This is a genomic window from Sphingomonas sp. Leaf5 (genome assembly GCF_001421155.1).
GTDB lineage: Bacteria > Pseudomonadota > Alphaproteobacteria > Sphingomonadales > Sphingomonadaceae > Sphingomonas.
Window position 1 is genome coordinate 84,975 of the sequence record NZ_LMJZ01000002.1, and the last position, 21,415, is coordinate 106,389.

At 67.1% G+C, this 21,415-nt stretch carries 22 protein-coding genes and 1 other RNA gene; 8 read left to right on the plus strand and 15 right to left on the minus strand.

Annotated elements, in window-relative coordinates; all coding sequences use genetic code 11:
- Positions 1-125: 125 nt before the first annotated feature.
- Positions 126-542 (minus strand): secondary thiamine-phosphate synthase enzyme YjbQ, encoded by a 417-nt coding sequence (locus tag ASE50_RS03980; protein WP_056396078.1) that lies wholly within the window; start codon positions 540-542, stop codon positions 126-128.
- A gap of 89 nt (positions 543-631) precedes the next feature.
- On the opposite strand from ASE50_RS03980, the gene ASE50_RS03985 reads away from it, so the two are divergent.
- Positions 632-1,618, plus strand: coding sequence for an NAD(P)H-dependent flavin oxidoreductase (locus ASE50_RS03985; RefSeq protein WP_056396082.1), 987 nt, complete (start codon positions 632-634; stop codon positions 1,616-1,618).
- Positions 1,619-2,061: 443 nt separating this feature from the next.
- Here ASE50_RS03985 and ASE50_RS03990 read toward each other — a convergent pair whose 3' ends face one another.
- The gene (locus ASE50_RS03990; RefSeq protein ID WP_056395889.1) at positions 2,062-2,469 is read right to left on the minus strand and encodes a hypothetical protein; all 408 of its coding nucleotides are present in this window, start codon (positions 2,467-2,469) and stop codon (positions 2,062-2,064) included.
- Between the two features lie 54 nt (positions 2,470-2,523).
- On the minus strand, positions 2,524-3,537 hold the full coding sequence (locus ASE50_RS03995) for a polyprenyl synthetase family protein (RefSeq protein WP_056395890.1): 1,014 nt from the start codon (positions 3,535-3,537) through the stop codon (positions 2,524-2,526).
- Between the two features lie 116 nt (positions 3,538-3,653).
- Here ASE50_RS03995 and ASE50_RS04000 point away from each other — a divergent pair, with 116 nt between their 5' ends.
- Positions 3,654-3,947 carry a chorismate mutase gene (locus tag ASE50_RS04000; protein ID WP_056395893.1) on the plus strand — a complete coding sequence of 98 codons (294 nt, stop codon included), beginning with the start codon at positions 3,654-3,656 and terminating at the stop codon, positions 3,945-3,947.
- Positions 3,944-5,053: a glycosidase gene (locus ASE50_RS04005; protein WP_056395896.1), complete on the plus strand. Its 1,110-nt coding sequence runs from the start codon at positions 3,944-3,946 to the stop codon at positions 5,051-5,053. Before ASE50_RS04000 ends, ASE50_RS04005 begins: the two co-directional genes overlap by 4 nt.
- A 152-nt stretch (positions 5,054-5,205) precedes the next feature.
- Here ASE50_RS04005 and ASE50_RS04010 read toward each other — a convergent pair whose 3' ends face one another.
- Entirely contained in the window at positions 5,206-5,979 is a 774-nt protein-coding gene (locus ASE50_RS04010; RefSeq protein WP_056395901.1) for a TSUP family transporter, read from the minus strand.
- A gap of 166 nt (positions 5,980-6,145) precedes the next feature.
- Positions 6,146-6,531, minus strand: a transfer-messenger RNA (tmRNA) gene (gene ssrA / locus ASE50_RS18120).
- Between the two features lie 43 nt (positions 6,532-6,574).
- Here ssrA and ASE50_RS04015 point away from each other — a divergent pair.
- The gene (locus tag ASE50_RS04015) at positions 6,575-7,006 is read left to right on the plus strand and encodes an RrF2 family transcriptional regulator (protein ID WP_056395904.1); all 432 of its coding nucleotides are present in this window, start codon (positions 6,575-6,577) and stop codon (positions 7,004-7,006) included.
- 116 nt (positions 7,007-7,122) lie between these two features.
- On the opposite strand, the gene mscL is transcribed toward ASE50_RS04015, so the two are convergent.
- Entirely contained in the window at positions 7,123-7,593 is a 471-nt protein-coding gene (gene mscL, locus ASE50_RS04020; protein WP_056396088.1) for a large conductance mechanosensitive channel protein MscL, read from the minus strand.
- A gap of 77 nt (positions 7,594-7,670) precedes the next feature.
- Here mscL and ASE50_RS04025 point away from each other — a divergent pair, with 77 nt between their 5' ends.
- Complete coding sequence (locus ASE50_RS04025) at positions 7,671-8,195, plus strand: NUDIX hydrolase (protein WP_056395907.1); 525 nt, start codon at positions 7,671-7,673, stop codon at positions 8,193-8,195.
- A gap of 335 nt (positions 8,196-8,530) precedes the next feature.
- Here the strand turns inward: ASE50_RS04025 and ASE50_RS04030 are convergent, their stop codons facing one another.
- From ASE50_RS04030 to ASE50_RS04070, 9 genes are all read right to left on the minus strand, one after another.
- The gene (locus ASE50_RS04030) at positions 8,531-9,289 is read right to left on the minus strand and encodes a class I SAM-dependent methyltransferase (RefSeq protein ID WP_082438781.1); all 759 of its coding nucleotides are present in this window, start codon (positions 9,287-9,289) and stop codon (positions 8,531-8,533) included.
- 1 nt (position 9,290) lies between these two features.
- On the minus strand, positions 9,291-10,418 hold the full coding sequence (prfB, locus tag ASE50_RS04035) for a peptide chain release factor 2 (RefSeq protein ID WP_056395911.1): 1,128 nt from the start codon (positions 10,416-10,418) through the stop codon (positions 9,291-9,293).
- A 57-nt stretch (positions 10,419-10,475) separates the two neighbouring features.
- The gene (locus ASE50_RS04040; RefSeq protein WP_056395914.1) at positions 10,476-12,986 is read right to left on the minus strand and encodes a penicillin-binding protein 1A; all 2,511 of its coding nucleotides are present in this window, start codon (positions 12,984-12,986) and stop codon (positions 10,476-10,478) included.
- An 88-nt stretch (positions 12,987-13,074) separates the two neighbouring features.
- Positions 13,075-13,443 (minus strand): MerR family transcriptional regulator, encoded by a 369-nt coding sequence (locus ASE50_RS04045; RefSeq protein ID WP_056395918.1) that lies wholly within the window; start codon positions 13,441-13,443, stop codon positions 13,075-13,077.
- Between the two features lie 10 nt (positions 13,444-13,453).
- Entirely contained in the window at positions 13,454-13,750 is a 297-nt protein-coding gene (locus ASE50_RS04050) for an integration host factor subunit alpha (protein WP_056395921.1), read from the minus strand.
- A gap of 73 nt (positions 13,751-13,823) precedes the next feature.
- Positions 13,824-14,792, minus strand: coding sequence for a beta-ketoacyl-ACP synthase III (locus ASE50_RS04055; protein ID WP_056395924.1), 969 nt, complete (start codon positions 14,790-14,792; stop codon positions 13,824-13,826).
- Positions 14,789-15,820, minus strand: a complete 1,032-nt coding sequence (plsX, locus tag ASE50_RS04060; RefSeq protein ID WP_055998921.1) for a phosphate acyltransferase PlsX — start codon at positions 15,818-15,820, stop codon at positions 14,789-14,791. Before plsX ends, ASE50_RS04055 begins: the two co-directional genes overlap by 4 nt.
- Positions 15,821-15,846: 26 nt before the next feature.
- A complete protein-coding gene (gene rpmF, locus ASE50_RS04065) occupies positions 15,847-16,026 on the minus strand; it encodes a 50S ribosomal protein L32 (RefSeq protein ID WP_055762192.1) in 180 nt (59 codons plus the stop codon).
- A gap of 324 nt (positions 16,027-16,350) precedes the next feature.
- Positions 16,351-17,010: an MBL fold metallo-hydrolase gene (locus ASE50_RS04070; RefSeq protein WP_056395928.1), complete on the minus strand. Its 660-nt coding sequence runs from the start codon at positions 17,008-17,010 to the stop codon at positions 16,351-16,353.
- 84 nt (positions 17,011-17,094) lie between these two features.
- Between ASE50_RS04070 and pabB the strand changes: the two genes are divergently transcribed.
- From pabB to ASE50_RS04085, 3 genes are all read left to right on the plus strand, one after another.
- Positions 17,095-18,855, plus strand: coding sequence for an aminodeoxychorismate synthase component I (gene pabB, locus ASE50_RS04075; protein ID WP_056395931.1), 1,761 nt, complete (start codon positions 17,095-17,097; stop codon positions 18,853-18,855).
- Between the two features lie 38 nt (positions 18,856-18,893).
- On the plus strand, positions 18,894-20,093 hold the full coding sequence (locus ASE50_RS04080; protein ID WP_056395934.1) for a pyridoxal phosphate-dependent aminotransferase: 1,200 nt from the start codon (positions 18,894-18,896) through the stop codon (positions 20,091-20,093).
- An 88-nt stretch (positions 20,094-20,181) separates the two neighbouring features.
- Complete coding sequence (locus ASE50_RS04085; protein ID WP_056395937.1) at positions 20,182-21,345, plus strand: GGDEF domain-containing protein; 1,164 nt, start codon at positions 20,182-20,184, stop codon at positions 21,343-21,345.
- The last annotated feature ends 70 nt before the right edge of the window (positions 21,346-21,415 follow it).

Below are 21,415 nucleotides of genomic sequence, written 5' to 3' on the forward strand. Positions count from 1 at the left end.
GGAAAGAACTTCGTGAGGCTGACAGGGTTGGCGGGTGTAGGAAAGCGCTTCCCGACTACCGTTCCGGGTGCGGAAATCTCCCTCCACCAGCTTCGCTGGTCCCCCTCCCCGTGCCGGGGAGGATTTTATTCGCCTAGCAGGTGGACGGCGATGCGTCGGCGATGCGCGCCCTTGCGGTGTTCGAACAGGTAGATGCCCTGCCAGATGCCGAGGACCGGGCGACGGCCGACGACGGGGATCGACAGCGACGTGTTGGTCAGCGCGGTGCGCAGATGCGCGGGCATGTCGTCGGGCCCTTCCTCGTCATGGGCATAGCGGTCGCTTTCGGGGGCGATGTGGCGGAAGAAGCGTTCGAGGTCGTCGCGCGCGGCGGCGCTGGCATTTTCCTGCACCAGCAGCGAGGCCGACGTGTGGCGGCAGAACATCGTCAGCAATCCGTCGCCGATGCCGGTCGCATCGACCCAGTGCCGGACCTGTCCGGTCATCAGGACCAGCCCCTGTCCGTTGGTGGTGACCACCAGCTCGCCATGTTCCTGTCGCATCATCGTCCCTGCTTGCCCGAAGCCGCCCGCCCGCGCTAGGCGGGGCAATGACCAACGCTTCGATCGGCGCCGAGCGCCTTGAGCGCCGCATGGCGCGCGGCCGCGACTTCCTCGGTTCCGAGACCGCCATCCTGTGTGGCGCGATGTCGTGGGTGTCCGAGCGCAACCTTGTCGCCGCCATCTCCAACGCCGGCGGGTTCGGCGTGATCGCATGCGGGGCGATGACCCCCGACCTGCTCGATGCAGAGATCGCCGGGACCAGGGCGCTGACGGACAAGCCGTTCGGCGTGAACCTGATTACCATGCACCCGGCGCTGTTCGACCTGATCGACGTGTGCGGGCGGCACGGCGTCACCCATGTCGTGCTGGCCGGCGGCCTGCCGCCCAAGGGGTCGCTGGAAGCGATCAAGGCGACGGGGGCCAAGGTCATCGCCTTCTCCCCCGCGCTGGCGCTGGCGAAAAAGCTGATCCGGTCGGGCGCGGACGCGCTGGTGATCGAGGGGATGGAGGCGGGCGGCCATATCGGTCCGGTGTCGACCAGCGTGCTGGCGCAGGAGATGCTGCCCGAGGTCGCCGAAAAGGTCCCGGTGTTCGTCGCGGGCGGGATCGGCCGTGGCGAGGCGATCGCGGGGTATCTCGACATGGGTGCGGCGGGGGTGCAGCTCGGCACGCGCTTCGTCTGTGCGACCGAATCGATCGCGCATCCGGCGTTCAAGAAGGCGTTCCTGCGCGCATCGGCCCGCGATGCGGTGGCCAGCGTACAGATCGACGCGCGCCTGCCGGTCATCCCGGTGCGCGCGCTGAAGAATGCCGGGGGCGAGCTGTTCACCGCGAAGCAGCGCGAAGTGGCGCAGATGCTCGACGAGGGCGGCGTGGCGATGGCCGAGGCGCAGTTGCAGATCGAACATTACTGGGCGGGCGCGCTGCGCCGCGCGGTGATCGACGGCGATGTCGAGCATGGCAGCCTGATGGCCGGCCAGTCGGTCGGCATGGTGACGAAGGAAGAACCGGCGGCCGAGATCATCGCGACGCTGATGGCGGAGGCGGCGCAGGCGTTGGAGAAGCGGGCGGTTTGAGGTCGAAGGTCACGAAGGTCACACTCGTGCGCGGTTTGTGGTGGTGACGTCGATGGGCTGACGGGCGCGCGGTTTTGACCGTGCGGGTCGGAATGGCGACGATGCGACAGAGCGTTGGGCGAGCCTGTCACGGGTTTGCGGTGTAGGAAAGTATGGGTCGGTGCCGGGAAGTGGTGTGTCCCGGTTCCATGGCTATTCATCGGCGTCGCGGCAGACCTTGCTCCCCTCCCTGACAAGGGAGGGGCTGGGGGTGGGTCGGCCCGCGAGGGAACGGTTAGCGCGCCACAACCGGCCTACCCACCCCCGACCCCTCCCTTGTCAGGGAGGGGAGATGCCCGATCCGTCGGGGGGGTGTCCGTAGATTGTCGATGCCCGGCAACGGGCGGACCTGCCTTCGCAGAGGTTTCAGTCAGGTCCGGGGTGACATCGAATGCCCGGAAGCGTCAGCGCGCCGCCGGCCCGTCCTCCGCCAACCACGCCAGTGCCGGCTCGCGTGCTTCGAACAGGGCGATGTTCGGCGCGAGGCGCTTGGCCTGCATCTTCAACAACGTGCTGTTAACGACGATCGCAATGCGGCGGGAGGAGACGCCGGGATTGGCGGCGATCTGTTCGAGCAGGGGCAGCACCTCGCGCGGCTGGACCGCGAACTGCGTCATGTCGAACAGCGTGACCTGCTGCCCCAGCGGACAGCCCAGTGCCGGCAGTCGGGCGAGCATCGTCGCCAGCGCATCGCGGAACCGCACGACGATCGCCGGGTCCCATAGCCCGCGCAGGTCGATGTCGAGCAGCTTGCGCGCCGGATCGATGCGGATGGTGAAGGCGGCGTCGTCGAGCGTCGGCGAATCAGGCATGGTAACCCATTCCGCCACAAGCGATTTTGGTGCAACCGGACGTGGCCGGTCCGATCAATAGGCGCGGCGAACCGCGAATTCGACCGCCTCGACCATCGCGTCCTTGGCCGGGCCATCGGGGAAGCGACCGATCGCGTCGATCGCACGCTGGCCGTAATGGCGGGCGCGGGCGAGCGTATCGTCGACCGCGCGCGACGACTGGACCAGCGTGATCGCATGGGCGAAATCGGCATCGCCCGCACGCTTGCCCGACACCGCGTCGCGCCAGAAGCTGCGCGCGGCTTCGTCGCCGCGGGCATAGGCGAGGATGACCGGCAGCGTCATCTTGCCTTCGCGGAAATCGTCGCCGGCATCCTTGCCCATGGTATCGGCGTCGGACACGTAATCGATGGCGTCGTCGACCAGCTGGAACGCGATGCCGAGATTGCGGCCATAGGCGTCGAGCGCGGCTTCGTCGGCGTCGGAACGTTCGGCGACGATCGCGGCGATACGGCAGGCGGCGGCGAACAGCGCGGCGGTCTTGGCACCGATGATGTCGAGATAGCGGTCCTCGGGCGTGTCGATGCGGCGGATCGCGGTCAGTTGGTTGACCTCACCCTCGGCGATGACGGCGGACGCGCCCGACAGGACGCGCAACGCCTTCAGGCTTTCGGCCTCGACCATCAGTTCGAAGCTCTTGGAGAACAGGAAGTCGCCGACCAGCACGCTGGCGGGATTGCCCCAGATGATGTTGGCGGTGCGCTTGCCCCGGCGCAGGTCGGAGCCGTCGACCACGTCGTCGTGGAGCAGCGTCGCGGTGTGGATGAATTCGACCGCCGCCGACAGCAGGTGGTGGCGCGTGCCGCCATAGCCGATCAGCCGGGCCGCAGCGAGCGTCAGCATCGGCCGCATCCGCTTGCCGCCGCCCGCGATCAGGTGGCCGGCGAGTTCGGGGATCAACGGGATCTTCGATTGCATCCGGTCGAGGATGACCGAATTCACGCGATTCATGTCGTCGGCGACGAGCGCCATCAGCGGATCGAGCGAAGGTTCGGTGCGCTTGTCGAGGCGGTGCAGGGTAGCCGTCATGTCCCAGCGATGTGGCGGTTCGGACACGCGAACGCAAGGGAAAGGCGGGGTTGCGTGACGCGGCCGGTCGCGCGAAAGGGGCATATTCCGGCACCGACCGCCCATGAAGGACGCCCATGCACGACGCGACGCTGCAACGCTTTCGCCAGAGCATCGACAATATCGATGCCGCGCTGGTCTTTTTGCTGGCCGAGCGGTTCAAGGTGACGCAGGCGGTCGGCCGCTACAAGGCGGACGAGGGGCTGCCCGCCGCCGATCCGGGGCGCGAGGAGGCGCAGATCGCGCGGCTGCGGTCGCTGGCCCGCGATGCCGATCTCGACCCCGAATTTTCGGAGAAGTTCCTGCGGTTCATCATCGACGAGGTGATCCGCCATCATCAGTCGATGCAGGACGGCAGTTCGGCCGCGTGAGCGACGACCGGATCGTCTTCGCCCCCGACGATGTCGACCTGACCCGATCGCCGCTCAGGCGGGGCATATCCGAACCGACCTATGTGCTGGGGGCGTTCAATCCGGCGCTGACGCGGTTGCCGAACGGCAATTTGCTGCTGCTGGTGCGGATCGCCGAGGCGCTCTGCGAACCGGTGCGGGGCGGACAGGTGCGCTCAATCCGCTGGACGGCGAAGGGCTATGTGCTCGACGGGTTCGCGGCGGACGCGGCCGATGTGCGCGATCCGCGATTCTTCGCGCTGACAGGCGGGGCCTATCCGTTTCTGGGGCTGACGTCGTTGTCGTGGCTGTTGCCGGTCGAATTGTCGGCCGACGGGCAGCGGGTGGTGGCGGTGCGGTACGACCGCGCGGTCGAACCCTCTGCCGACTACGCGCAATATGGCATCGAGGACCCGCGCATCGTGGCGATCGACGGTGTGTACTGGATGACGGTGTGTGGGGTGTCGGGCGGGCGGCTGTGTACGGTGATGTACCGGTCGGACGACGGGCTTGGCTGGCAGTCGCAGGGCATGGTGCTCGACCATGGCAACAAGGACATGGTCCCGTTCGAGGGGCGGGTGGGCGAGCGATTCGTGTCGCTGACCCGGCCGCTGTCGGATGCGTGGTTCGTGGCGCCGCCCGAGGGCGCGGAGGGCAGCGGGCCGAGCATCAACCTCGCCACCTCGCCCGACATGCTGCACTGGCGGCCGCTGGCCGAACCGGCGCTGCGACCGTTGAAGGGCGCGGCGGCGTATAAGCTGGGCGGTGGCACGCCGCCGGTGCGGACGGCGCGCGGGTGGATGCTGCTGTATCACGGCGTCGAGAAACAGGGGGCGGTCGGGGTGTACCGGACCTATCGCGCGCTGATCGATGCGGATGCCGGCCGGGTGCTGGAGCGCGACGAATCGGTCGTGGTGCTGGCGGCGGCACCGGCGCTGATCGCGCCGTTCGCGCATCAGGCGTATCTGCCGCAGCCGGTGGTGTTCACGACCGGCATCGTCCGCGACGACGACGACTGGATCGTCGCGTCGGGCGAGGCGGATCTGGCGTGCCGGCTGACGCGGATCGCGGGGCGGCGGCTGGATTGAGGCTTGCCGTTATTCCTCCACCATTTGCTTCGAGCGCAGGCTCGAGCCTGTCGAGAACCGAAGTCGAGAAGGGTGTGCCCCAAACGGGGCGTTCTCGACGGGCGCTTCTCGACAGGCCCGAAGCTGCTCGAACCGAACGGGTAGCGTAGAGATCAGACCCCCAGCCAGACCCGCAGCGGGTTGGCCGGGTCGGCCAGCAGCTTCACCGTCAATGCCAGCGACAGGACGACCAGCAGCGGCCGGATCGCGCGCCCGCCCCAGCGGATGGCGAGCGCCGCGCCGACCTGCCCCCCGGCAAGGCTGGCGAGCGCCATGGCGAGGCCGAGCGTCCACCACACATGGCCGCCCGCGACCAGCACGGCGACCCCGGCCAGATTGCTGGCGAGGTTCAGCAGCTTGGTATGCGCCACCGCGCGCGTCGCGCCCATGCCGGCGGCGGTGACCAGCAGCAGGGTGAAGAACGATCCGGTGCCCGGTCCGAAAAATCCGTCATAGGTTCCGATCGCTGCGATCGCGAGCAGCAGGCCGGCGGGGGCGAGGCGGACATGGGTATCGACGTCGGACAGGCGCGGCCCGAACAGGAAATACAGCGCCATCGCGATCAGCAGGACCGGCAGCACCGCCGACAGGAAATGCGGGTCGATCGCCTGCACCAGCGCCGCGCCGCCCGCCGCCCCGGCGAACGAAGCGAGCGCGGGCCAGGTGAAGCGGCGCAGGTCGATATGGCCCTTGCGCCAGAAGGCGAAGGTCGCACCGGCCGTCCCGCACGCGCTTTGCAGCTTGTTGGTACCCAGCGCCGCGACCGGCGGCACCCCGGCGGCGAGCAGCGCGGGCAGGGTGATGAGCCCGCCGCCCCCCGCCATCGCATCGAGCGTCGCCGCGCCGAACGCGACCAGCATGAGCAGGGCGATGAGGTCGATGTCCATGCGCGGGCCGTAGCGGGGATCCTGGTGGTGGGGAACCTTCCGTCGCTTTCCCTTCGTCATTCCCGCGCAGGCGGGAATACATAGACGCCGGTGCCAATGATGGGGGCGCGACGGCATGGGTTATGGGTTCCCGCCTTCGCGGGAACGACATCGGATGTTCGGAACAGGTGGGGAGCTTCTGTTGCCCGGTGCCCCCCGTACCGCTGGAATCCGATTCTGTTGCCCGGTTCGGTCCAACCGCGCTATTTTGGAGTAACTTCAGGCCGTGAAGCCCTTAGTTACGCCGCAATCGCGAGTGCTTCGTTATCGTTGGCACTTGTGTGTATGGGCCGTTGCGGTGGTCCCATTCCGAACGAAAACAGCGCTTTTCAACACACGTCGATCCTGGTTCGGCCCCGTCAGAAACGGTGTCCAGAAACACCACCTTATGGTGGAGCCGCCGGGTACTGCCCCCGGGTCCGCTGCGTCTATTGCACGCCGCAGTTTATCGTCATAGCCGGCTGGAAGCCGACACCGACCCATATAGGCGACTGTCCCTGCTTTGAAAAGAACCGTACTTCCCTTGCCGGAGCGCAAGTGGCATGGGCAGGGGACGATGTTGACCCAGCGTTCCCGCTATGCATTGCGCGCGATGCTGTTCCTTGCCGAACAACCCGCGGGCGAGGCACCCATGCCGATGCACCGCATCGCCACCGCCGCCAACGTGCCGCGCAAATTCCTCGAACTGATTCTGGCGGACCTGCGCGAGGCCGGGTTCCTGTCGTCGACGCGGGGCAAGGCGGGTGGCTATCACCTCGCGCGGGCGGCGCATCTGATTTCGCTGGGCGAGATCATCCGCGTGATCGAAGGGCCGCTGGCGCTGGTGCCGTGCGTTAGCCGCACCGCCTATCGCCCCTGCGGCGACTGCAAGGACGAAGCGGGCTGCGCGATCCGCCACGCGATGGCGCGGGTGCGCGACGAGACCGCGCGGATTCTCGACGGCACGAGTCTGGCGCAGGCAGCGGCGCTGGAATTGGCGGCGGCCTGAGCTAGCCCCTCCCCGGAAGGGAGGGGTTGGGGTGGGTTGGCCGGTTGTGGCGCGGGATCGTTTCCTCGCGGGCCGACCCACCCCCGGCCCCTCCCTTGTCAGGGAGGGGAGGAAGGTCAGGCTTCCGGCCGTGCCCGCGCCGCGCGCAGTTCGTCGCGGATTTCGCGGAGCAGCGCGACGTCGACCGGATCGGCGGCGGGCTCGGCTGCGCCGGTCTTCTGTTCTTCATGGACCACCGCGATCGCGCGGTTCACGAACTTGACCAGCAGGAAGACGATGAAGGCGAGGATCAGGAAGTTGATGATCACGCTGATGAATTCGCCATAGCCGAACAGCGGTACACCTGCCGCCTTGAGTGCCGCGTAGTTGTCGGGCGAACCGGTATAGCTGGCCGGGATCGGGCCGAGCTGCACGAAATAGCTGGAAAAATCGAAACCACCGAAGAGATAGCCGATCACCGGCATGATGATGTCGTCGGTCAGCGATTTGGTGATCGTACCGAACGCAGCGCCGATGATGACGCCGACCGCGAGGTCGAGGACGTTGCCGCGCGCGACGAAGGTTCGGAATTCCTTGATCATTCCCATGACCATCTCCCCATGGTTGAGGCCGCTGTTGTGCTTCGATACGGTGGCGACGCGCAAGGGCCATGACAGGACGTTCGATGATCGACAGCGATGCTCCCGAAGAAGTGATGTGGGCGGGACGCTTCATCACCGCGAAAAAACGCGGGCGATGGGAATATGTCGGGCGCGCGAACGGCATCGGCGCGGCGGTGATCGTGGCGATCGACGACGGCCATGTGCTGCTGGTCGAGCAATATCGCGTGCCGCTGGGCCGGGCCTGTATCGAACTGCCCGCCGGGCTGGTCGGCGACGACAGCGCCGGCGAGGCGGCGGCGGTCGCCGCGGCGCGCGAGCTGGAGGAAGAGACCGGCTATCGCGCGGCCAGCATGACCGCGCTCGGCGAATATCATTCGTCGCCGGGGATGGTGTCGGAAAGCTTCACGCTGTTCCGCGCGGGCGCATTGACGCGGGTCGGCGATGGCGGCGGTGTGCCGGGGGAGGACATCATCGTCCACCGGGTGGCGCTGGCGGACCTCGCCGGGTTCGTGGCGGACCAGCGGGCGGCGGGGAAGGCGGTCGATGTGAAGTTGTTGCTGTTGCTGGCACCGGTGTTGTTGGGGTGACGGTTAGGCCCGATCGACCATCAAGGGCCGATTTGATCTCTCCCCTCCCTGAGAAGGGAGGGGCCGGGGGTGGGTTGGTCCGTTGGCGGACGTGGCCTTTCCTCGCGGGCCTACCCACCCCCAACCCCTCCCTTGTCAGGGAGGGGAGCAACTTCGCTGAATGTCGATCGGGCTTGGCTTTCCCGCTCCGTTTGCTTCGAGCTTGTCGAGAACCGTCGTCGAAAAGGGGGTGCTCCAAGCGGCCGGGTTCTCGACGGACGTTTCTCGACTTCGCTCGAAACTGCTCGAACTGAACGGGTTTGGTGCGGGTGCTGAGGTAAGAGGGAGAGCGCCCGTCAGCCCTTGTGGTTGCCGCTGGGACTCGCACTCGGCGTGGGCACCGGCACGCGGCATGGTACGATCCTGTCCGGCGCGGGGCGTGCGCCCTCGGGCGTGAACATCGCGATATAGCCGCCGGCCGAGGGCATGCGCTGCAACTCGACCTGGCGGTATCCGACCGCTTCGAATTCGCATTTCAGCAGCGCGGGCGGGGTGCCGTGATTCTGGGTCGGACGGTCGGCGTCGACCACCACCACCTGTCCGCCGGGGCGCAGCGACGGGCGCAGGTTCCACAGGAACGCATACGGCTCGGCGATCTCATGGTACATATGGACCATCAGCACCCGGTCGAAACTGTTCGCGGGCAGCTTCGCATCATCGGGTTCGCCCAGCCGCACGCTGACATTGTCGAGCCGTTCGCGCGCCACGCGTTGCGCCAGCGCATCGCGGATCTGCGGAATGATGTCCTCGGCCAGCACCCGCCCGTCCGGGCCGACGCGCTGCGCCATGCGGATGGTGTAATAGCCCTCGCCCGCGCCGATATCGGCGACGGTCATGCCGGACGCGATGCCGGCGCGGTCCATCACCAGTTCGGCCTCGTTCAGCCGGTCGCGCGCTTCCTCGGTCGACCAGCGGGCCGACACGATCGTCGCCACCGGCCGGTCGGCCTTCGGAAAGTCGTGCCGGTCCTCCCGCTGCGCATTGGCACCCGCGCTCGGCTGCGTCGCATCGCAGCCGGCCAGCAGCAACAGCAGGGCCGGGAGGACGCGGCGCATCTCAGTCGACATCCTCGACTTCGACCGCTTCGCCGGTCACCCGCTGCGACAGCGCCGCCGCCATGAACGGATCGAGCGCGCCGTCGAGTACGTCGCCCGGCGCGGTCGAGACGACGCCGGTGCGCAGGTCCTTCACCATCTGGTACGGCTGCAACACATAGGAGCGGATCTGGTGACCCCAGCCGATATCGGTCTTGGTCGCGTTCTCCGCATTGGCCTCCGCTTCGCGGATCGCCAGTTCGCGTTCGTACAGGCGGGCGCGCAGCTGGTTATAGGCTTCGGCCTTGTTCTTGTGCTGCGACCGCTGATTCTGACACTGTACGACGATGCCGGTCGGAATATGGGTGATCCGCACCGCCGAATCGGTGGTGTTGATGTGCTGACCACCAGCACCCGACGCGCGATAGGTGTCGATGCGCAGGTCGCTTTCGTTATAGTCGACCTCGATATTGTCGTCGATTACCGGATAGACCCAGATCGACGCGAACGAGGTGTGCCGGCGTGCGGCGCTGTCATAGGGGCTGATGCGGACGAGGCGATGGACGCCGCCTTCGGTCTTGGCGAAGCCGTACGCATTCTCGCCCTTGATGAGCAAGGTCGCCGATTTGATGCCGGCCTGTTCGCCGGTATGCTGGTCGACCAGTTCGACCTTCAGCCCACGTCGTTCGGCCCAGCGGGTGTACATGCGTTGCAGCATGCCGGCCCAGTCCTGGCTCTCGGTCCCGCCCGCGCCGGCGTTGATCTCGATATAGGTGTCGTTGGCATCGGCTTCGCCCGACAGCAGCGCCTGTACCTTGTCGTGATCGGCGCGCTTCGCGAGTTCGGCGAGATTGGCGACGCCTTCGTCGGCCATCTCGGCATCGCCTTCCTCGTCGGCCATCTCGATCAGTTCGACGGTGTCGGACAGTTCACGCTCGATGGTGCGGGTGGCGGTGATCGCCTCGTCCAGCCGGCGACGTTCGCGCATGACGTCCTGCGCGGCCTTGGGATCGTTCCACAATGCCTGGTCCTCGACGCGCGCGTTCAGCTCGTCGAGCCGACGCAGCGCGCGGTCCCAGTCGAGGAAGCGGCGCAGCAGCGAGAGCGCATCGTTGATCTTGTCTACATGGGCTTGCGCTTCGGCGCGCATGGGGAAACTCCGGGAATAAGCGTAATCAGGGGGAATGCCGCCGATATAGGCGGCGCGCTAGTAGATTCCCCCTTCGCGTTGCAAGAAGTCGCTGTCGCGCGGTTGCGCCTGTTGCTGGGTGGGCACGGCGCGGGTCGGATCGCGGGTCACCGGCGCGCGCGCTTCGCCCAGCCGTCCGGTGGCGCGGCGCGCCTCGGTCTCGGGCTTGAACGCCTCCCAGATCACCGCCGCCTTGGGATCGGTGGTCGGCCACGCGCCATAGACCGGGCGGCCGCTCGCGCGATCGATGCGGACCATGCGGATGCCGGCGGGCGCGCGGAACGGCAGCGCCTCCATGTCCTTGTACGCCTTGACCGCGAAGGTCTTGTAGATCGGCGCGGCGATCGTCCCTCCCTGCGCATAGCCGCCGAGATTGCGGGGGCTGTCGAAGCCGAGATAGAGGCCGGCGATCATCTGCGGCGTGCCGCCGACGAACCAGACATCGGTCGGACCGGTCGAGGTGCCGGTCTTGCCCATGATCGGACGATTGAGGTCGCGCAGCGTCGTGGCGGTGCCGCGCTGGATCACCCCTTCCATGATGTGGACCATCTGGTACGCGCTCATCGCGTCCATGACCTGGCGCGACCTGATCTGCGGACGCGGCATCGGCTTGCCGTCCCAATCGGCGGCGTTGCAGCCGTCGCAGGCGCGCCAGTTTTCGGGCAGGATCACCTTGCCGCGCCGGTCCTGCACGAAATCAATGACCGTCGGCTTCAACTCGCGGCCCTGATTGGCAAGGATCGAATAGGCGTTGACCATGCGCAGCACCGTCGTCTCGCCCGCACCCAGCGCATAGGAGAGATAGGGCGGAAACTTCTCGTCGCTGATGCCGACGCGCTGGATCAGGTCGTTGACCTTGTCCATGCCGGTCTGGGCGGCGGCGCGCACCGTCATCAGGTTGCGCGACTGTTCGACGCCCCAGCGCATGGTATGCGGGCCGGCCCCGCCGCCGCCGAAGTTGCGGAAGCATTTCTGGCCCAGGCGCCCGCCCTGATTCACGCAGAACGGGCCGTCGACGATGATCGAGGCCGGGGTCATCCCTGCCTCCAGCGCGGCGGCATAGACGATCGGTTTGATCGTCGATCCCGGCTGGCGCATCGCCTGCGTCGCGCGGTTGAACGACTGGATCCGGCTGTCGAATCCGCCCTGCATCGCGAGGATGCGGCCGGTGCGCGGGTCCTCGACCACCATGCCGCCCGACACGCGCGGGACCGAGCGCAGCGACCAGTCGCCGCCCGCCGGTGCCACGGCGAGGATGTCGCCACGCTGGATCGCGCCGAATGCGTTGCCGGTGCCGCCGCGGACCGGCATCTGCGCATTGCCGCGCGGCAGGGTGCCGGTGCGGCCGTCGGCAAAGCCGATCCGCGCCTCGCCGCCCTCCTTGTCGATGACGATCGCCGCCTGCCAATCCTGATAATCGACGCCGATATTGGTGTTGAGCAGCGCCTGCTGCCAATTGTTGCCATCGATCGTCGTGCGCGGTTTGTTGAGCGGGCCGGACCAGCCGCGCCCGGCATCGAACCGGATCAGCCCGCTGCGCAGCGCATCCTGCGCATCCTGCTGGATCTTGGGGTCGAGCGAGGTGCGGACCCACAGGCCGCCGGCATAGACGCTGTACGGCCCGTCCTTCGCATTCTCCCCGAACTGGCCGAGCAGCTGGCGGCGGACTTCTTCGATGAAATAGCCGCCTGCCGTTTCCTGACGCGGAGTCTGGCGCGGGATGGTGCCGAGCGGCTGGACGATGGCGGCGGCGCGCTGGGCCGCGGTGATGAAGCCGTTGCGCTCCATTTCGCCCAACACCCAGTTGCGCCGCGTGATCGCACGATCATAGCCGCGCTCGGGCGTGTAGTTCGACGGTCCTTTCGGCAGGATCGCGAGATACGCCATTTGCGGCAGGGTCAACTCACGCAGTTCCTTGCCGAAATACGCATGCGACGCTGCCTCGACGCCGAACGCGTTCCGGCCGAGCGCGATCTGGTTGAGATAGAGTTCGAGGATCTGCTGCTTGGTCAGCGCGTCCTCGATGCGCCAGGCGAGCAGCGCCTCTTTCGCCTTGCGGACATAGCTGACCTCGCTGGTCAGCAGCAGGTTCTTGGCGACCTGTTGCGTGATCGTCGACGCGCCGATCGGGCGACCGTCGTTGCGCAGATTGGTGAGCATCGCCGATGCAATGCCAGGGTAATCGACGCCGTGATGCTCGAAAAACGTCCGGTCCTCGGCGGCGAGGAACGCGCGGACCAGCAGCGGCGGATATTCGGCATAGGACAGCTGCACGCGGCGTTCGCGGGCATAGCTGTGGATCGGATCGCCCTCTATTCCCCGGACGTTCGTGGGCAAGGGCGGTTCATAGGCGCGCAGCGAATCGACCGATGGCAGGGTGCGCCACAGCAGCAGCCAGATCAGGAATACGCCGATCCCCGACAGCAACAGCGCGATCGCGGGCAGGCGGAACCACCACCGTCGCCGGATGCGGGCGAAACGCGCCCGCCGGGACGGGGCGGGGGAGGTGTCGGGTTCGGATACGCTCATCGCCCGCGCGGTTTAGCAGGTTTGGCGGTCGGGGAAAGCGGCGCGTCGATCGGCGAAATGAGCCGCACCATGCCGGGGCGCTGCCGTGCTACTCGGCCGCGCCGTCGGTCGCGAGCGCGTCGGCAAGCAGCGATCGGATCGCGCGCAATTCGAGGATGCGTGCGGCGCGGCGGGTGATCGGGGCGACGGGGTTCGCCGGGGCCTTTGCCTCCTGCGCCAGCAATTGCTGCACGCCGCGCACGGTATAGCCCTGATCCCCCAGCAATGTCTGGATACGGCGCAGCAGCGCCACATCCTCCGGCCGGTAATAGCGGCGGTCGCCGGCGCGGGTCAGCGGGCGGATCTGCGCGAAACGCCCTTCCCAATAGCGGAGCCGATGCTGCGGCACCCCCAGTTCGCGCGCCACTTCGCCGATCGTGCGATAGGCGTTGGCGGATTTGTCGACCGGGGGCGGCAATCGGCCTCGTTCAGTTGGCGGTGATGCGGTCGCGCATCATCTGGCTGGCGCGGAAGGTCAGGACGCGGCGCGGCGCGATCGGCACTTCGACCCCGGTCTTGGGATTGCGGCCGACCCGCTCGCCCTTGTCGCGCAGCACGAAGCTGCCGAAGCCCGAAATCTTGACGTTCTCGCCCTGCGACAGCGCCTCGCACATATGATCGAGGATCTGTTCGACGACGCGCGCGGAATCGGCCCGCGACAGACCGATCTCGCGGTGCATCTCTTCGGAGAGATCGGCGCGGGTCAGCGTACCATCGGAAACCATCAGTGAAATCCTTTTTCGTCTACACCGCCTGCCGCTAGCATAGCGTATACGAAGATTCAAAAATACTAAAGGATTACCAACGCACTACGGCGGCACCCCAGGTGAAACCACCGCCCATCGCCTCCAGCACGACGATGTCGCCGCGCTTGATCCGTCCGTCGCGGGTGGCGACGTCGAGCGCGAGCGGAACCGATGCGGCCGAGGTGTTGGCGTGCATGTCGACGGTCACCACGACCTTTTCCCGCGGCAGGCCCAGCTTGCGCGCCGTTGCGTCGAGGATGCGGGCATTGGCCTGGTGCGGCACGACCCAGTCGACATCGTCGGAGGTCAGGCCCGCCAGTTCGAGCGATTCGCCCATGACGGTAGCCAGATTGACTACCGCATGGCGGAACACTTCCTTGCCCTTCATGCGCAGCTTGCCGACCGTGCCGGTCGTCGACGGACCGCCATCGACATAGAGCAAGCCATTGTGCCGGCCATCGGCGTGAAGGCGGGTCGCGAGAATGCCCTGCGGCGCGTCGCCACCGGTTTCGCGTGCTTCGAGGACGATCGCACCCGCGCCGTCGCCGAACAGGACGCAGGTGGTGCGGTCCTGCCAGTCGAGGAGGCGGCTGAATGTCTCGGCTCCGATCACTAATGCCCGGTGGTGGATACCGGTGCGCAGCATCGCATCGGCGACCTGCACGGCATAGAGAAAGCCCGAGCACACCGCCGCCACATCGAACGCGACGCAGTCGTCGATGCCGAGCATCGCCTGCACCTTCGTCGCGGTCGCCGGGAAGGTCTGGTCGGGGGTGGCGGTCGCCAGCACGATCAGGTCGATCGCCTGCGCTTCGATCCCGGCAGCGGCGATGGCGGCGCGGGCGGCATCGGCGGCGAGCGTCCCGGTCGTCTCATGCTCGGCGGCGATATGGCGGAAGCGGATGCCGGTCCGTTCGACGATCCATTCGTCGGACGTATCGACCTGTTCGGCCAGTTCGGCATTCGACACCCGCCGGGCAGGGAGCGCGGAACCGGTGCCGGTGACGACCGAACGGATCATGCCGCGCGCGCCTCGATCGCCGCGAGATCGCTGGCGATGCTGCGGGTCAGGTCGTCGCGCACCATCTTGGCCGCGACCTGGATCGCGTTCGAAATGCCGGCTTCGTTGGCGCTGCCATGGCTTTTGACCACCAGCCCGTTGAGGCCGAGAAAGACCGCGCCGTTGTGGTTGTTGGGATCGAGGTGATGGCGCAGCAATTCGGTCGCCGGGCGCGAGATCAGGAACCCGATCTTCGACCGGATCGACGAACGGAAGGCGCGCTTGAGCAGGTCGGCGACGAATCGCGCGGTGCCCTCGGCGGTCTTCAGCGCGATATTGCCCGAAAAGCCGTCACAAACGACGACATCGACCTGTCCGCGCGACAGGCGATCGCCCTCGATATAGCCCGAAAAGGTCATCGGCAAATGCGGCGAGGCGCGCAGGATCGCTGCTGCTTCCCGGACGCTGTCGATGCCCTTCAGCTCCTCGGTGCCGATGTTCAGCAGCGCGACGCGGGGCGATTCGAGGTCGAGCGCGGTGCGGGCATAGGCCGCCCCCATCACCGCGAACTGGACGAGGTTGCGGGCATCGCACTCGGCATTGGCGCCGAGGTCGAGCATGACGAGGTCATTGTCGCCGAGACTGGGCAGCAACGCCGCCAGTGCCGGGCGATCGATGCCCGGCATGGTGCGCAGCGCCAGCTTCGCCATCGCCATCAGCGCGCCGGTATTGCCCGCCGACACCGCAGCGGCGGCACGGCCCTGCTTCACCAGCCCGATGGCGACGCCCATCGACGTCGTCTTGGCCCGGCGAATCGCCTGGCTGGGCTTGTCCGACGATCCGACGACTTCGGGGGCGTGGACGATTTCCGACGCGGCGGACAGGTTCGGGTGCGATTCGAGTCCGGCACGAATCGCCGCTTCGTCCCCGACCAGCAGGAACCGCATCGATTCGTGGCGGCGTCGCGCATGGGCGACGCCCGCCAGCATGGTGGCAAGCCCTTCGTCACCGCCCATCGCGTCGATGGCGATCCAGGACCCGTCAGCCATGCGTGCTTCCCTGTCCGGTCCGGCGGTTACGCTTCGACCGAGACGACTTCGCGACCGTTATAATGGCCGCAGGCGTTGCACAGGTTGTGCGGACGCTTCAGTTCGCCACAGTTCGGGCATTCCTGGAACGATTCGACGCTCAGCGAATCGTGGCTGCGACGCATACCGCGCTTGGAGGGCGAGGTCTTTCTCTTGGGAACTGCCATTTCGGCACCTTTATCACTTGGGTATCGGTTGGTTTCACCACCAACTGACGACGCGGCCCAGGCAAGTGCCCGACCGCTTTCCGCGACCGGCGACCCGCCGGACCGGCAGACAGGCTGGTCGCGAAGCGAACCGCGCCTATAGCGTTTTCGAGCGGGGTTGCAAGCTTCGGGTTGGATTCAGCGCCCAGCGCGATGCCGATCTCTCCGCGTCATCCCAGCGAAGGCTGGGATCTCCCGGTGACGGTTCGGGACAGGAGCCGCGCAAGACCCCAGCCTGCGCTGGGGTGACGAACTTCAGGAAGGGCAGCCTTATATAAGGTGACGCTATCCCGCCAGCACCTTGTCACCGACAAATGGATTCGTCGCCCGCTCATGGCCGAAGGTACTGCCCGGACCATGGCCCGGCACGAACGCGATATCGTCGCCCAGCGGCCACAGCTTCGTCACGACCGAATCGATCAGCGCCTGTGTATCCGACAGCGGAAAGTCGGTGCGACCGATCGATCCCTGGAACAGGACGTCGCCGACCAGCGCGAATTTGGCGTCGGCGTGATGGAAGATAACATGGCCGGGGGTGTGGCCGGGGGTCTCGTACACCGCGAAGCTGGCCTCGCCGACGGTGACGGTGTCGCCCTCGACCAGCCAGCGATCGGGTTCGAACGGGACGCCGCGCAGGCCCCAGCGTTTGCCGTCCTCGTCCAGCCGCGCGATCCAGAACCGGTCGGCCTCGTGCGGCCCCTCGATCGGTACGCCCAGTTGCTCGGCGAGCGGCTTGGCCTCGCCGCAATGATCGATATGCCCGTGGGTGAGCAGGATCTTTTCGATTCGCACGCCATGGTGCTCGGCAGCGGCGAGCAGGCGCGGCAGGTCGCCGCCGGGATCGACGAAGGCGCCGCGCATCGTCGTGGTACACCAGAGCAGCGTGCAATTCTGCTGGAGCGGCGTCACCGGGATGATCGCCGCGCGGATCGGGGATGGGGTCATGCCCGTGCCTTACCGCCGAATACCGTACCGACAAAGCGCGGTTCGACGCTTGCCCCGCGCGGCGGCAAACGGCAAGCGTGGGCGATGTTCGATACGACCCGGCCTTTCGTGCTGTTCGACGATGCCCGGCCGGGCGGCTCGGGCAAGCTGTATCGCGCGCCGTCCCGCATCATTCGTGCCGATCACGTCGGCGAGGTGGCGGCGGCGCTGGCCGACTTGTCGACCGCGATCGGCGAAGGCGCGTCGGTCGCGGGTTATCTCCAGTATGAAGCCGGGGCAGCACTGGTGCCGGGGCTGCGGATGCGCAGCGGTACTGCGCCGTTGCTGTGGTTCGGCGTCTTCGCCGCGGCCGAAACGGTCGACGTCGCCGCTGCCTTGCCCGACCCGCAGGGCGCATGGATCGGCGAGGTCGAGCCGGCGATCGATGCCGATCGCTACACGGCACAATGCACCACCGTCCTCGACCTGATCGCGGCGGGCGACCTGTATCAGGCGAACCTGACCTTCGGCGCGCAGGTGCCGGTCGCGGGCCATCCGCTGGCGCTGTATGCCGCGATTCGGCCGTGCGCGGCGGCGGGGCATGGCGCGGTGGTGTGGACCGGCGAGGACTGGATTCTCTCCTTCTCGCCCGAACTGTTCTTTGCGGTCGACGGGCGGCGCATCACCGCGCGGCCGATGAAGGGCACCGCCGCGCGCGATCCCGATCCGGCGCGCGATGCCGCCGCCGCGCGCGCACTGGCCGCCGATCCCAAGCAGCGCGCCGAAAATCTGATGATCGTCGACCTGATGCGCAACGACCTGTCGCAGGTCAGCGTCGCGGGCAGCGTGCACGTGCCCGAGCGATTCGTCGTCGAAACCTATCCGAGCATCCATCAGATGGTGTCGTCGGTCACCGCCGACCTGCTGCCCGACCGGAATGGGGTCGATGCGCTGGCGGCGCTGTTCCCGTGCGGGTCGATCACCGGCGCGCCCAAGAAGCGGGCGATGGAGGCGATCGACGGTATCGAGGATCGCGCGCGCGGCATCTATACCGGGGCGATCGGCTGGATCAACGGCACTGGCGACGCGTCATTCAACGTCGCGATCCGCACGCTGCATCTGGCACCCGAAGGCGCCCATGCGACGCTGGGGCTGGGATCGGGGATCGTCGCCGATTCGCGCGCCGCCGACGAATGGTCCGAATGTCTCGCCAAGGCACGGTTCCTGAACCTGCCGCCGGCGCGCTACGATCTGGTCGAAACGATGGCGTTCGATCCGCTGGAGGGGATCGCCCTGCTCGAAGGGCATATCGCCCGCCTGACGCAAAGCGCGCGGCGGCTGGGCTTCGCGTTCGATCGCCATGCGACGCGCAACGAATTGCAGGCGGCGACCTTTCGCCTGCGCAATCCGTCGCGCATCCGGCTGTTGCTGTCGCGATCGGGCGCGATCTCGGTCGATGTCACGCCGCTGCCGACGCTGCCCGCCGGGCCGGTCCTGGTGGCGGTCGCGCCGCTGCCGCTGGCCGCGACCGACCTGCGCATCGCCCACAAGACCAGCGACCGGCGCTTCTGGCCCGCGCCGCCGCCGGGCTGTTTCGAAACGATCTTCACCCGCGCCGATGGCGAGGTGACCGAGGGCAGCTTCACCTCGATCTTCGTCCGGCGGGAGGAGGGCGGGCAGCTGCTGACCCCGCCGCTCGATCGGGGATTGTTGCCGGGGGTGCTGCGCGCCGAACTGATCGCGCGCGGCGATGCGGTCGAAATGCCGCTGACGCCGGCCGATCTTGCGCAAGGATTTTACATCGGCAACGCCGTTCGCGGATTGATTGATGCGCGGCTGGTTGCGGCGGGGGAACGGGGCGGCTAAGGGCGCGGCACCTGTTCCTTCTCAGCATCGGACGTCCCATGAAGCCCTCCGCCGCGCTCGACCGCATCAATCCGTCGCCGACCCTCGCCATCACGTCGAAGGTGCTCGAACTGAAGCGGCAGGGCGTCGACGTCATCGGGCTGGGCGCGGGCGAACCCGATTTCGACACACCCGATTTCGTCAAGGAAGCCGCGATCGAGGCGATTCGCGCCGGCAAGACGAAATACACCAATGTCGACGGCACCGCCGAGCTGAAGGACGCGATCATCGCGAAGTTCAAGCGCGACAACGGCCTGACCTACGCCGCGAATCAGGTCAGCGTGAATGTCGGCGGCAAGCACACGTTGTTCAACGCGCTGGTCGCGACGGTCGACGCCGGCGATGAAGTGATCGTGCCGGCCCCCTATTGGGTCAGCTATCCCGACGTCGTCCAGTTCGCGGGCGGCACGCCGGTGTTCATCGCCGCCGGGGCCGACCAGCAGTACAAGATCACGCCCGAACAGCTCGACGCCGCGATCACCGAACGCACCAAGTGGGTGATCCTGAATTCGCCGTCCAACCCGACCGGTGCCGGCTATACCCGCGCCGAACTGCGCGAACTGGGCAAGGTTCTGGAACGGCATCCGCATGTCTGGATCTTTGCCGACGATATGTACGAGCATATCGTCTATCCGGGATTCGAATTCGCGACGATCGCGGAGGTGAACCCGACGCTGTACGATCGCACGCTGACCGTGAACGGCTGTTCGAAAGCCTATGCGATGACCGGCTGGCGGATCGGCTATGCCGGCGGCGCGGCATGGCTGATCAAGGCGATCGCCAAGCTGCAGTCGCAATCGACCTCCAACCCGTGTTCGATCGCACAGGCGGCGGCCGTCGCCGCGCTGAACGGCGACCAGTCGTTCCTTGCCGAGCGCAATGCCGCGTTCCAGCGTCGCCGCGACATGGTCGTCGCCGAACTGAATGCGATCGACGGCGTGACCTGTCCGATGCCCGAGGGTGCCTTCTACGTCTATCCCGACCTGTCGGGGCTGATCGGCACGTCGACGCCCGCGGGCCGGCGGATCGCCACCGACGAGGATTTCGTCGGTTATCTGCTGGAGGATGCGAAGGTCGCGGCGGTGCAGGGCGCGGCGTTCGGCCTCTCGCCGGCGATGCGGATCAGCTATGCGACGTCGGATGCATTGCTGCGCGAGGCTTGTGCGCGTATCCGTACCGCGTGCGCCGCGCTGAAGTAACCACCGAGTAGAAAGAGACTATTAGGCCTTTTTGATCTATCGCGACTTTGGTTGCGATAGTGAGGACGGCTTGCTCGATCTTTCCACAATGTACGTCATGGTTTCGCTGGCATCGATCGTTGCCGGCATCATCCATGTCGTTCCGTGGGCGACCGGGCGGTTCGACAACTGGGCCGCATGGTGGGGGTTCGGGCATATCCTGCTCGGTGTCACCGCGGCCGGCGCGGTGTTCCGCGATATGGGTGGTGGCGACTATATCGTCTGGCTGGGCAACCCGCTGGCAGTGGTCGCCTATGCCGCGATCTTCATCGGCCTGCGCACCTTCGCCTATCCGGACGGCAGCAACCGGCTGATCCTCGCGGCGGCGCTGGTCGCGGCGACTCCGCTGTTCTTCTCGGTCCGGATCGAGGAACTCGGGTTCCGGGTCGGGTATCTCAGCAGCCTGCGCGCGCTGTTCGACCTTGCCATCGTGCTGACCGCGATCCGGCTGGCGCGGCGTGAATCGCTGCATACCGCGTGGATCGTCGTCGCGCTGTTCGCGCCGACCGTACCGCTGTTCGTCGCGCGATCATGGTCGGCGTATCATGGCGATATCGGCACCAGCCTGACGGGCATGAAACACGGGCTGGGGGCGTGGCTGACCGTGCTGCCGATCTCGTTCATCATGTTCCGCGGCGTGTCGCTGCTGACGATGGATGCCGAGCGCGGGCATCAGGCGCTGTCGGCGCTGCTCGAACGCGATCCGCTGACCAATGCCTATAACCGTGCCGGGTTCGACCGGCGGCTGGCGCGGTGGCGGGGCGGGGGCGCGGTGCTGATGATCGACCTCGACCATTTCAAGCCGTTGAACGATCGCTGCGGCCATGCGGTGGGCGATGCCGCGCTGGTCGCGCTGGTCCGCGCGACGACGGCGGCCTTGCCCGACGGGGGGCGGGTGTTTCGCTGGGGCGGCGACGAATTCGTGTGCGTCCTGCCCGATGCCGATCAGGCGGGGGCCGATGCCACCGCCGCCGCCATCGCCGTCCGCTATGCCCATGCGATGACGGGAATCGTGCCGGGCGACCTGCCCGTCGCGCTCAGCATCGGTACCGCGGTCGGGACGCTCGACCATATCACCGACCTGATCGTCGCCGCCGACCACGACATGTATGCCGTCAAGCAGCGCAACCGCACCAAAATGCCGGTCGTGCAACGCAGCGTTTCCGAAATCCACCCCGTCATCGACTTGATTTCGCACCCGCAACATGGTTGAGGCTGTGCAGGAGATGAACGGACGCGCCAGCATCGGTTCACCGCCCCCAACTATATCTTGCCGCTGAAGA